The sequence below is a fragment of the Micrococcus sp. SL257 genome (assembly GCF_026625585.1).
GTDB classification, from domain to species: Bacteria; Actinomycetota; Actinomycetes; order Actinomycetales; family Micrococcaceae; genus Micrococcus; species Micrococcus luteus.
On sequence record NZ_CP113053.1, the window covers coordinates 2,032,495 to 2,044,462 of the forward strand.

General features: G+C 74.1%; 10 protein-coding genes. 5 read left to right on the forward strand and 5 right to left on the reverse strand.

Annotated features, from left to right (window positions below; genetic code table 11):
- The first annotated feature begins 22 nt into the window (after positions 1 to 22).
- Both OVA32_RS09415 and OVA32_RS09420 read left to right on the forward strand, forming a co-directional pair.
- A complete protein-coding gene (locus tag OVA32_RS09415) occupies positions 23 to 2,971 on the forward strand; it encodes an FtsK/SpoIIIE domain-containing protein (protein WP_267714183.1) in 2,949 nt (982 codons plus the stop codon).
- A gap of 578 nt (positions 2,972 to 3,549) precedes the next feature.
- Positions 3,550 to 4,128: a dienelactone hydrolase family protein gene (locus tag OVA32_RS09420; RefSeq protein WP_036339098.1), complete on the forward strand. Its 579-nt coding sequence runs from the start codon at positions 3,550 to 3,552 to the stop codon at positions 4,126 to 4,128.
- 19 nt (positions 4,129 to 4,147) lie between these two features.
- Here the strand turns inward: OVA32_RS09420 and OVA32_RS09425 are convergent, their stop codons facing one another.
- On the reverse strand, positions 4,148 to 5,551 hold the full coding sequence (locus OVA32_RS09425; protein ID WP_036339096.1) for an MFS transporter: 1,404 nt from the start codon (positions 5,549 to 5,551) through the stop codon (positions 4,148 to 4,150).
- A 71-nt stretch (positions 5,552 to 5,622) separates the two neighbouring features.
- Positions 5,623 to 6,204, reverse strand: coding sequence for an LURP-one-related/scramblase family protein (locus OVA32_RS09430; protein ID WP_060973576.1), 582 nt, complete (start codon positions 6,202 to 6,204; stop codon positions 5,623 to 5,625).
- Between the two features lie 141 nt (positions 6,205 to 6,345).
- On the opposite strand from OVA32_RS09430, the gene OVA32_RS09435 reads away from it, so the two are divergent.
- From OVA32_RS09435 to OVA32_RS09445, 3 genes are read left to right on the forward strand one after another with little or no spacing between them, the layout of a single operon-like run.
- The gene (locus tag OVA32_RS09435; protein ID WP_060973577.1) at positions 6,346 to 7,536 is read left to right on the forward strand and encodes an LLM class flavin-dependent oxidoreductase; all 1,191 of its coding nucleotides are present in this window, start codon (positions 6,346 to 6,348) and stop codon (positions 7,534 to 7,536) included.
- Positions 7,533 to 8,222 carry an FMN reductase gene (locus tag OVA32_RS09440; protein WP_060973578.1) on the forward strand — a complete coding sequence of 230 codons (690 nt, stop codon included), beginning with the start codon at positions 7,533 to 7,535 and terminating at the stop codon, positions 8,220 to 8,222. Before OVA32_RS09435 ends, OVA32_RS09440 begins: the two co-directional genes overlap by 4 nt.
- Positions 8,194 to 8,739, forward strand: a complete 546-nt coding sequence (locus OVA32_RS09445) for a MarR family winged helix-turn-helix transcriptional regulator (protein WP_020628146.1) — start codon at positions 8,194 to 8,196, stop codon at positions 8,737 to 8,739. The genes OVA32_RS09440 and OVA32_RS09445 overlap by 29 nt, the downstream gene beginning before the upstream one ends.
- Positions 8,740 to 8,838: 99 nt before the next feature.
- On the opposite strand, the gene OVA32_RS09450 is transcribed toward OVA32_RS09445, so the two are convergent.
- The 3 genes from OVA32_RS09450 to priA all read right to left on the reverse strand — a co-directional run bounded on the left by OVA32_RS09450 (position 8,839) and on the right by priA (position 11,968).
- A complete protein-coding gene (locus OVA32_RS09450) occupies positions 8,839 to 10,062 on the reverse strand; it encodes a trypsin-like serine protease (RefSeq protein WP_230956192.1) in 1,224 nt (407 codons plus the stop codon).
- A 122-nt stretch (positions 10,063 to 10,184) separates the two neighbouring features.
- Positions 10,185 to 11,186, reverse strand: a complete 1,002-nt coding sequence (locus tag OVA32_RS09455) for an SseB family protein (protein WP_060973580.1) — start codon at positions 11,184 to 11,186, stop codon at positions 10,185 to 10,187.
- Positions 11,183 to 11,968 (reverse strand): bifunctional 1-(5-phosphoribosyl)-5-((5-phosphoribosylamino)methylideneamino)imidazole-4-carboxamide isomerase/phosphoribosylanthranilate isomerase PriA, encoded by a 786-nt coding sequence (gene priA, locus OVA32_RS09460; protein ID WP_020628149.1) that lies wholly within the window; start codon positions 11,966 to 11,968, stop codon positions 11,183 to 11,185. The genes OVA32_RS09455 and priA overlap by 4 nt, the downstream gene beginning before the upstream one ends.

Sequence of the window (11,968 nt, forward strand, 5' to 3'; positions counted from 1 at the left end):
GGCCGCTCCCGAGACATGGCGGGTGGAGCACTTCCCCGCCGACGCGGACGAGCAGGACCGGGCGGTGCGGGAACGTTTTCCCGCCCGGTCGCTGCACCGGTGCGCTGCCGGGCCGCGCAGCGTGACGTACGCGGAACGGGTCGGGAGTGCACCGGCCCGGGGGCCGGAGCTCGCGGTGGTCACCGAGCACGGACCCGACGCCGGCCGCCTCGTCCCTCTGGGGGAGGGCGGGTTGAGCGTGGGACGCGGCGGGGCGCGGCTGTTGCTGGACGACCCCTCTGCCCCGTCGCGGCCGATGCGTCTGCGGCTCGCGCCCACCGGGCTGCACGTCCACGACGGTCCTCGGGACACCGGACGCCTGTGGGACGGCCGCAGCCCGCTCCCTGTGGGCCGGACCGCCCTGGGCCTGGTCCGCGGGCCCGGGTCCGCCCTGCCGCGGCCGATCACGCCGGAGCCGCCCGCCGTCAACCTCGGATCCCCACCGGCCCGGCAGTCCGTCGTGATCCCGCTGGTGGCGGCCCTGGGCCCGCTGGTGCTCGGGGTCGCCCTGGTCCTGATGATGGGCAACCCGATGTTCCTGCTGTTCGGTGTGCTGTCCGTGACGGTGGCGCTGGTCATGCTGGCGATGCAGCGCCGTACCCGGCTGCGGCATGCGCGGCTGCTCGCCGCCCGCGCGGACGCGGTCGTCCGCCGGCGGGCTCGGGCGGCACTGAGCCCCGGTGGGGTGACCCGCGCCGTCCGCTCCGGCGCGACGGACCGCTTCGGACTGACGGCGGGGGCCGACGAGGCCGTGGCGGTCTCGTGGGGTTCCGGCGTCGGGGCGCTGTCCCTGTCGCGGGACGACCCGGACGAGGCATGGGTGGAGGCCGTCACGTCGCGGCGCACCGTGATGACGACGTCACCGCCGGAGTCGCGCGTCGTCGTGCTCGGGCCGCCGCGCGATGTGGCCGGGGCCTGCCGGTGGGCGGTGTTCCAGCTCCTGCGGCACGCGGTGGCCGCCGACGGCGCGTTCGTGGTGGAGGCCGGTGGAGTCCGCCGCACCTGGTGGTCGGGCGGTTCCGGCCCGCGGCTGCTGGTGTCGGCTCCTGAGGACGCGGCACTGGATCCGGCGTGGCGAGCGTGGCGGGCCGCCATCGGCGGCGACGCGGGGACGACGCCCACGGCCCGGGCGGATCTGCCCTGGACGCGGTACGACTTCACCGGGCCGTCGCCTGCGCCGGGGGACGCCGTCGTCGACCTGCGCGGGCGCACCGTCGTGGTCCCGGCCGAACAACAGCGCTTCGAGGACGTGACCGCCGACGGCCTCGCCGACGGCACCCTGGTCGCCTGGCTGACCGAGCTGGCCGACGACGTCGTGGACCTCGGCCTGCTGCCCACCGACGACGGCGACGGCACGCTCACACCACCGGGGCAGGTGGGCGCCCGCGATGCCGTCGACGGGCTCACCGTGACCCTCGTCCGTAGCGGCGACGAGACGGGCGTCGTCGAGATGGACCTGGCCGCCGACGGGCCGCACCTGCTCATCGCGGGCACCACGGGATCCGGGAAGTCGGATCTCCTGCTGTCCCTCCTGCTGGGGGCTGCGGCGCACCACCCGCCGGCCGAGGTCGCGTTCCTGCTGCTGGACTTCAAGGGCGGCGCGTCGTTCGGTCCGCTGGGCGCGCTCCCCCACACGATGAGCCTGGAGACCAACCACGTGGGAACGGCCTCGTTGCGGGCGCTGAGCGCCATCCGGGCGGAGCTGCATCGCCGCGAGGCCCTCTTCGCAGAGGCCGGGGTCAGCGACTATCCCGGTTTCCGTCGCCGCCATCCGGACGCGGCGCTGCCTCGGCTCGTCGTGGCGATCGACGAACTGCGCGTGCTCGTGGACGACCACCCGGACGCGGCCGCCGTCCTGCAGCGTCTGGCCGCCACGGGCCGTTCCCTGGGCTTCCACCTCATCCTGGCCACGCAGCGGGCCACGGGTGCGGTGGGCTCGGACCTGCGCTCGAACCTGGGCAGCACGATCGCCCTGCGCACCGCGACGGAGCAGGAGTCGTGGGATCTCGTGGGCACGGCCGCCGCGGCCCGGCTCGACCCGCGTCGCCCCGGCTCCGCGATCCTCTCGACGGCGGGGCGCCCGACGGTCCCGTTCCGCGCGTCCCAGTGGACGGTCGACGGCGGCACGCCCGTGTGGCGACGGCTGGGCGAGGCCGCGGCCGCCCCGGCCGTCGCCCCCTGGGAGGCCGTCGTCTCGGTCCTGGTGGAGAAGTACGCGGCGGGTGACTGGCCGACACCCCCGCCCGTGGTCACCCCCGCCCTGCCGGAGCGCTGGGTGCCGGACCGCGCTCGCCGGGCGGAGGCCACGGCCCTGGCCCTGCTCGACGACGCGGCCCACGGCCGGCACCGTCCCTGGCGGTGGCCGACCGGCGCGGAGGGACGCACCGCATGGATCGTCGAGGCCGCGGGCGGTCGCGCGGAGACGCTGGCCGCCGTCGTCGAAGTGGCGCTGCGCAGCGGCCGGCCGGTGGCCGTGCTGGACGGCACCGGGGAGGCCGCGGCGGCCGCGCGGTCCGGGACGCCGGTGCTGACCCCGGACGTCGAGGGGGCCGGGGAGGCCGCCCTGGCCCGCCTGCGCGAGCTCGCGGCCGCCGGCGGCACGGCGGTGATCACGGGCTGGAACGCGTGGTCCGGCCTGCGCGTCGGGGACACCTACCGCACGGTCGAGGAGGACGTGCACGACTGGCTCGGCCGTCCGACCGCCGCCGGCCTGCGGTTGGCGGTGTTCGGCGGCCGAGAGCTGGCGACGGGCCGGCTGCTGCTGCACCTGCCCCACCGCTTCTTCGTGCCGGCCGGGACGAACGCCGAGCACCGGCTCATCTGGCCACGGCTGACCGAGGTCGAGCCCCTGCCGGGGCGGGCCGTGCACATCAGTCCCGCCGTCCCCGAACCCGGCATGCCCTGCCAGCTCGCGTCTCCCGCCCCGGCGTGACCGCACTGACGGCGATTCCCGTGTGACCGCAGCGGAACGGTGGACTCAGCTCCGACGTCCACCCGGCGAGACGTTCTCCCGTCCTCCGTCGAACGTGGATGCCGTGGTCGAGGTCGCCAGGAGCAGTCGGACAGGGCGCCCCTTCGTCGCCGTCCGTCCAAAGGGGACGCCGCATCGTCCGGCGAAGACGTCCCGAAGGTCGCAAGACGGATGAAGCGAGGAGGCTGCTGTCCGGTCCTGCCTCGAGTAGCCCCGTGACCGTTCGCACGAGTGCCTCGGCACTCATGCAGAAGATTCCTCGCCGCTCGCTCGCGCAGTCTCCGGTGGGCAGGAGCCTCCTTTCCGCATCCGCACCGACAGCATGCGTCCCCGAGTCTCGCCCCCACCCAGCAGAGCACGCCCGGGGAGGAGCGCTGCAACGAGAACCCAGGGCACCGGTCGGAGAAACACTGCGCTTGCCCTCCACGCAATGAGCGGCAACTCACCCGTGGCGACAGACGCGAGCCACCTCACTTCTTCGCCCCGATCACCCACCCGCACTCTGGGGCAGCCGCTCACCGCGGTCTACGCTCTGACCCATGGCGCAGATCGTCCTCTTCCACCACGCCCTCGGTCTCACAGACGGCGTGCGCGCGCTCGCCGAACAGATCGCCAGCGGCGGTCACACCGTCCACACCCCTGACCTCTACGACGGCCGCACGTTCGCCACCGTGGACGAGGGTGTCGCCCACGCCCAGCACCTCGGCTTCGAGGAGATCGGCCGACGCGGCATGCGGGCGTGTGCCGAGCACCAGGAGGCCTCCGTCGTCGCGGGCATCAGCATGGGCGTGATGCCCGCCTGGCGTGCCGCCCAGGTGGTCCCCGGCTTCCGCGCGTGCATCGCCATGGCCGGCGTCCTGGCCCTCGACGCCTACGCCCCGCTCTGGCAGCCCCACACCGCCCTGCAGATCCACCTCGGCACCCGCGACCCCTGGGCCCTCGAGGGCGACCTCGAGACCGCCCGCTCCTACGCGGCCACCGCCGAGCACCCGGACCGCCCCGCCGACCTCTTCGAGTACGACACGGACCGGCACCTGTTCATGGACTCCTCCACCGCGGACTTCGACGCGGACCTCACCGCCGTGCTGGTCCGCCGCATCCACGAGCTCCTGGCCTGACGCGCGGAGCAGGCCCAGCTCAGGCGGGACGCCGCCCGCGCATCACCGTCGCCAGGGCGGCCAGCAGCACGAGCACGAAGCCCGCGGCCGCCGCGAACACGTAGCCCGCGGACGGGGCGACGCCGTCGATGAACACGCCGGCCAGCGGGGCGCCCATGGCGGCGCCGGCGGTCATGGCCGAGCCGTAGAAGCCCATCGCCTCGCCGCGCCGCTCCTCCACCACGAGGTGCGAGAGCCGGGACGAGGCCGAGGCCAGGGTCGGCGCCGTCAGCAGACCCGAGGGGATCGAGGCCAGCGCGAGCGCCCACACCCCGTCCACGAGCGCGAGCGGCACCGTCGCCACGGCGAACAGCGCCATCAGCAGGTACGGGTGCACCTGGCGGCCCCAGGCCCCATAGAAGAGCCCGCCCACGGCGGAGGCGCCGCACCAGAACGCGTACACCAGACCCACCGACGCCGCGGCGCCCTGCGACTCCAGCTCGGCCACCATCGAGACCTCGGTGCCGACCATGACGATCCCGGCCGCCATCGACACCACGAGCACACCGAGCACCTCCGGCCCGACCCAGGAGAAGTGGGTCCGCCGCCACTGCCGCAGCCGCTCGGCCCGGGCCCGGCGCGGCGCCGTCGTCGGCCCGGAGCCGTCCGCGGCGATGACGGGCAGCGACCCGGTGACCAGGGGGATGGCCTCCGTGATGGCCGGCAGCGCACCGGTCGCCAGGCTGGGGGCGGCCATCTCCACGTGCATGGGCGCGGCGGTCACCGCCTGGGCGATCGCCTCCTGACGGTCCTGCTCCTCGGTGTAGGGATCCTCGGTCGCCGGTCCGACGACGGCCAGCTGACTCGACCGTGTCGGCGGGTTGAACCACATCAGCAGGATGCCGCCCAGCGCGCTGGAGAGGCCGACGATGGTCAGGCCGAGGGCACTCGACCACGTGGCCGCGACGACGGCGCCCAGCGCCGGGCCCATCATGAAGATCGTCTCCGTGACGATGGAGTCCAGGGCAAACGCCGTCTGCCGGTCCTTGCCGTGGGTGAGCACGCCGAGTCCCTGCCGGACGACGGAGAAGATCGGCAGTGAGAACACGCCGCCCAGGAACACGGCCAGGAGCATCGGCCAGAACGGCAGCCACGGGACGATCGGCCAGATCACGGCCTCCGCGATCACGGAGGGCAGCAGTGCACGGCGCAGCCCCTTCGCGTCCACCACGCGGCCCCGCCACGGCGAGCCCACCGCGATGCCCAGCGTCATCGCCGCCCCAGCCAGGCCGGCCTGGCCGTAGCCCAGGCCCAGCGTGAGCGCCACGTGCAGGGTGAGGATCACCCCGGCCGCGGTGTGCGGGAAGCGGGCGATGAACCCCACCGCCAGCAGATGGCGGATCCGAGGGTCCTGCAACAGCCGTCCGTACGCTCCGAAGTCCACCGTCGAATCCTACGGGAGGGGTCAAGGCACGCCCCGGAGGCGCCGTCGAGACGGCCGCGCGCTCGGCGGACTCAGCCGTTGCTGCGCCGGTCCTTGGCCCGGATCAGGTCGAGGGCGATGGCCGTGCCGAGCACGGCGCAGCGCACCACGGGCGGCATGCCGGGGTCCAGGCGCATCTCGTACCGCGAGCGCCCGGCCAGGGCGTTCATGACGCCTCCGAACCGCGCGGTCACGCGGGCGATCGGCTGCTGGCCCACGGTCATGGCGTAGTCGTGGTCCCACAGGTCGCCGGTCACCGCGAAGCACGTGCCGTCCACGACCTCGACGTTCACGGACGTCCGCAGGAACGCGATCTGGCGGACGAGGTTGGCGAAGGGCAGCCCGTCGGCGTCCAGGATCGCGAAGCGGTCGCGGCCGAACGTGGCCGGGTCGGCGAGGCGGAAGAGCACGCGGCCGTCGTCACCGTCGACCACGTCGAAGCTGCGGTTCCCCATCAGCATTCGGCCCAGGCCCCCGCCCGTAGTGACCACCGAGACGACGGTGCGCCCGTCCGGGTCCGTCACCTGGATGTCGTTGGACAGCAAGCTCGTCACCTGCTGCAGGGTGAGGACGTCAGTGTGGGCGAGGCGACCGGCGTCGAAGGCGGGGCTCATGGGACCAGTCTGCCGTGTCGGGCCCTGCGGAATATTCAGGACGGGGCGGCTCGTTGTGCGGTATAGTTCATTTTTGAAGAACACGGCGACGGCGCGGCCGGCACCGTGAGACCCGCCCCCGGGCACACTGAGGAGCACACCATGCAGTTCGGCGTCTTCACGATCGGCGACATCACCGCCGATCCGACGAACGGGACCGCCCCCACCGAGCATCAGCGGATCAAGGACACCGTCAAGATCGCCCGCCACGCCGAGCAGGCGGGCTTCGAGGTGTTCGCGACCGGCCAGCACCACAACCCGCCCTTCGTGGCCCCGGGCAACCCGCCCACGCTGCTGGCCTACCTGGCCGCGCAGACCGAGACCCTCCAGCTCTCCACGGCGACGACCCTGATCACCACCATGGACCCGGTGCGTCTGGCCGAGGACTACGCATACCTGCAGCACCTCGCCGACGGCCGCGTGGACCTGACGATGGGCCGCGGCAACACCGGCCCCGTGTACCCGTGGTTCGGCAAGGACATCCGCCAGGGCATCCAGCTCGCCGTGGAGAACTACAACCTCCTCTACCGCCTGTGGCACGAGGAGACCGTGGACTGGAGCGGCAACCACCGCACCCCGCTGCAGGACTTCACCCTCACCCCGCAGCCCCTGGACGGCGTCGCCCCCTTCGTGTGGCACGGCTCCATCCGCTCCCCCGAGATCGCCGAGCAGGCCGCCTACTACGGCGACGGCTACTTCCACAACAACATCTTCTGGAACAAGGAGCACGTCATCCAGATGGTGCGCCTGTACCGCCAGCGCTACGAGTACTACGGCCACGGCAAGGCCCATCAGGCGTACGTGGCCCTGGGCGGCCAGGCCTACATGGCGAAGAAGTCGCAGGACGCCGTGGCGGAGTTCCGCCCCTACTTCGACAACGCGCCGGTCTACGGCCACGGCCCCTCCCTCGAGGACTTCTCGAGGATGACGCCCCTGACGGTCGGCTCGCCGCAGCAGGTCATCGAGCGCACGCTCACGTTCCGCGACTGGGTGGGCGACTACCAGCGCCAGATGTTCCTCATCGACCACGCCGGCCTGCCCACGGACACCGTCCTGCGGCAGATCGACCTCTTCGGCGAGGAGGTCCTGCCCGTGCTGCGCAAGGAGTTCGACGCTCTGAAGCCGGACGACGTCCCGGCGGCCCCGACCCACGAGTTCCTCGTGGCACGCGCCCGCCGCGGCGAGGCTCCCGTGCCCGGCGGCAAGGAGGGATCGCCGGCCCAGCTCGACCGCGCGGCGGCCGCCGAGCAGCGCGCCACCGCCGATGCCGCGAAGGGCGGTGCCGCGCAGTGACCACCCCCGGCGCCGTCGATGCCTCCGCCCCGTTCACGCCGCAGGCCCGGCACCTCGCCGTGGTCTCCGGCGGGTCCGGGGACCCGTCCCAGACCCGCATGCTCGCCGAACGCATGGCGGAGTCCGCCTCGGCGGCGCTCTCCGAGCACGGCGTGGTCCCGCAGATCCACCTGATCACGCTGCGGGAGCTCGCCGTGGACATCGCGCAGGCCCTGGTGACCTTCGCCATCTCCCCGGCCCTGCGCGCCGCCCTGGACGAGGTCGCCCAGGCCGACGCCGTCATCGCGGTCTCGCCCACGTACAAGGCCTCCTACTCGGGCCTGTTCAAGTCCTTCTGGGACCTCGCGGAGCCCACGTCCGTCGTCGGGGTGCCCGTGCTCCTCGGCGCCACCGGCGGCACCGCCCGCCACTCGCTCATGATCGACACCGCCATGCGGCCGCTGTTCGCCTACCTCAAGGCCCGCATCGTGCCGACCGCGGTCTTCGCGGCCTCGGACGACTGGGGCGAGGCGGCCGGCGTGCAGGCCTCGATGCGGACCGACCCGCTGCAGTCCCGCATCCGGGCCGCCGGACGCGACCTGGCCGAGATCACCCTGAGCCGCCCCCCGCGGGCACGCGCCGCCGCGCCCGCGGACATCGACCTGGAGGTGACCCCCTTTGAGCAGCTCCTCAACCCCGGCCCCTGAGCCCGCCGCGCAGGACGCGGCGCCGGCGGAGCCCGACGGCGGCTGGTTCGGCTCCGCATCGGAGGCGCACCGCCCGGTGGACCCGCCCAAGCGCGCCTGGCGCGCCTACTTCGAGGCCACCCAGATGCTCACGGAGGTGGTGGAGCGCCGCCTGAAGCAGGACTGCGGCATGTCGCTGGCCGACTACAACCTGCTGCTGCTCCTCTACGAGTCCCCCGAGGGCCGGCTCCGGCTGGGAGAGCTGGCGTCCCGGATGGTCTTCTCCCCGTCGCGCATCACCTACCAGGTGAAGACGCTCGTGGCCCGCGGCCTGATCGACCGCCGCCCGGTGGCCTGTGACCGGCGGGGCTTCGAGGCCGTCCTCACCGACGAGGGCCGGTCCGCCTTCCGGCGCGCCGCGATCGAGCACGCCCGGCAGGTGGACGAGCTCTTCCTCGGCGACCTGGCGCCGGGCGAGGCGGAGTCCCTCACCCGGATCTTCTCCCGCCTGGGGCGGCGGCTCGAGGGGCTGTGCTGACCGCGTCCCCACCTGGCCGGGGCCGCCCCGGGACGTGACGAGGCCCGGTGATCCGTGCGGGATCACCGGGCCTCGTCGTGTCGTTCGGGGCGGAATCGATCAGCCGACCAGCTGACCGCCCAGGGTCACGGTGGCGTCCGTGGCGGCGCCGGCGGCGTCGACCACGGTGACCACCACGGAGCCGCCCGCGGGCACCTCGGCCGGCACGGGCAGCCAGGCGCGGTACTCGCCGGTGAGGTCCAGGCCGTCCTGGCCGAGGACCGTGCCGTCGGCGTCGTAGGCCGTGACGGTGACGGAGGCGAAGCCGCCCTGATCCGTCTGCGCGACCACCTGGGTGCCGTAGTCGACACCCTCGGCGGGCGCGGCCACGACGTCGGTCACGCCCGGCGCGGCGGCCTCAGCGGCCGGGGCCTCAGCAGCGGGGGCCGCCTCGGCGGCCTCCTCCGCGGCGGTCTCGGCGCGGGCCTTGAGCTCGGCCGCGATGGCCTCCTCCTCGGCCGGGGTGAACTCGGTCAGCTCGGACTCGTCCACGGCAGGCTCGCCGCCGGTGGGCAGGTCCTCGTCGGCCACGGGGCCCGCGACGTCGGCGATCGCCGGGGCGGTCTCGGCGGCCGGAGCGGTCTCCGCGGCCGCGGCGGTCTCGGCGGCGGGCGCCGCGGAGGCGTCCAGCGCGTCGAGGGACTCGACCGGGACCATGATCGAGGACATCGCCTGGGCGTCGCAGCCCACCACGTTGCCCTCGGCGTCGAAGGTCACCGGGGCGATGCCCGAGATGACCCCGACCACCCGCTGCTGGGCGTCATAGACGGCCCCGCCCGAGTCGCCGGCGTAGGTCGAGGCGGTGTCGAGGGCAACCTGATCCGCGTACGCGTCGTCGCAGACCGTGGCGGCCTCGAAGGTCTGCGTGTGGGACACGGTGTTCGGCGCGCCCAGCGGCACGGACGAGCCGTGGGTGTAGACGGTCTCGCCCACACCGATGGACGAGGCCGGCCGCGTGGACCAGTCGCCCACGACGTCGACGTCGTCGGCCAGGGCCACGCGGACCGCGTCCACGCCCGAATCGCCGGGCAGTGCCGAGACGGTGCCGATCGCGGTGCCGTCAGCGTCGCGGACGGTCGAGCCGATCTGCCACTGGCCCGCACCACAGTGGGCCGCGGTGTAGGCGGTGGCGTCGTCGACGATGGTCAGGCTGCACGCCCCGGCCGGCGCGGTGATCGCCGAGCCCTGGGTGAGCGTGGTCTGCGCGAGGGCGGGGCCGGCACCGGCCACCACCACCGCGCCCAGCGCCGCGGTGGCGACGCCGGTCAAGGTTCTGGTTCTCATGGGTACTCCTCGGAGGATGGGAGGCATGGGGCCGGCGCGCGGCGCACGGCCTCCAGGATGGGGTGGGGCCACCACGGGCCCTCCCCTCCCCCTCAACGGTACCGGACAGGCCGGGCGACCGATCAGGGTCGGCGGACCGTGATCTCCACGGAGTCGGCCCGCTCGGCCAGCAGCGGCAGGTCTGCCAGGAGGGTCTTGAGCGTGGCCGTCATCAGGCGCACCCCGGCCGCGTCGGCGTCCCGGGTGGGCATCGCGACGATCTGCAGCTCGGGCCCGGCCCCGCCTCCGTTCATCACCGCGCCGGAACCCGTGTGTGTGGCCACCCCCGACCCGGGTGCGAGGCCCAGGTTCAACAGGTTCGGGACCAGGTCGGCGATCTCGGCGATCTCGTCCGCGATCTCCTGGTCCCGATAGGCGGGGGTCCACTCCCTCTGCTGGGCGAGCGACCACACGGCCGGGCGTCGCACCACGTACGTGTGCTCGGCGCCGGCGTCGATGACGACGAGCTCACAGCCCTCGTCCACGGCGGACAGGCAGGCACGCGGCAGCCACACGGCCACGGGTCGGGCGACCGGGTTCCACGCCGTCAGCGCGGGCACGTTCGTGAACACCGGCAGCGCCTGCCGGCCGTCCGGCGCGCGCATGGTCACGAGGGCCACGTCCGCGGCCTTGTCCCCGTGCGCCGCGACGTCGTGCTCGTGGCCGGTGTGGTCGGCGTGGTCGTGGACGTCGTCCTCGTCCCCGGCGAGGGTGGGCACGACGGCGGCGAACACGCGGATGCGCGCGAGCACCTCCGTCACCTCCCGCTCACCGGCGGAGCCGTCCGTCAGGGCCGCCATGACGGCGGTCCACTCGGCCGGGCTGGTGCCGTCGTCCTCGTCGAACACGTGCAACGGGTTCGCGGAGCCGTCCACGCCGGGGCCGGAGAGGTCGCGGCCCTGCCACGGGATGCCCGCGGTGTCCGCGGTGTTCTCGCCCGCGGTCTTCTCCCGCATGCGGTCGAGTGCGGCCCGGATGTGCCCCGGCAGCTCCCGGGCCGCCGGATGCGGCACCGCGACCGTCTCGTCGATCGGACCGAGCCCGTCGCCGCGGGCCAGGCCGCCGTCGTCGTGCGAGCCCGTCACGGGGCGACCGGGCCGGGCTGCTCGGAGCGCGCCTGCTCCACCGTGGCGCCGCCGGCGACGGCCAGCGCCTGCTCCAGGCTGAAGCGGCCGGCGTACAGCGCCTTGCCCATGATCGCGCCCTCGACGCCCTGGCCGGTCATGGCCGCGAGCGCGGCAACGTCCTCGAGGGAGGAGATGCCGCCCGAGGCGACGACCGGCTTCGCGGTCTTCGCGCAGACCTGGGCGAGCAGCTCCGTGTTCGGCCCCTTGAGCGTGCCGTCCTTCGTGACGTCGGTGACCACGTAGCGGGCGCAGCCGGCATCCTCGAGGCGGGCGAGCACCTCCCAGAGGTCGCCGCCCTCCTTGGTCCAGCCGCGGGCGGCGAGCGTGGTGCCGCGCACGTCGAGGCCCACGGCCACCCGGTCGCCGAAGCGCTCGATGACGCGCGCGGTCCAGTCCGGGTCCTCGAGGGCGGCGGTGCCCAGGTTCACGCGCGCCGCACCCATCTCGAGGGCGTTCTCGAGCGAGGCGTCGTCGCGGATGCCGCCGGACAGCTCGATCTTCACGCCGATCTCCTCCACCACACGGCGCATGACCTCGCGGTTGTCACCGCGACCGAAGGCCGCGTCCAGGTCCACGAGGTGGATCCACTCCGCGCCGGCGCGCTGCCAGTCCAGGGCGGCGGTGACCGGGTCGCCGTACGAGGTGGCGCTGCCGGCCTCGCCCTGGACGAGGCGGACGGCCTGGCCGTCCTGGACGTCGACGGCGGGCAGCAGCTCGAGGGCGGGGGCGTTCGGGGTCAT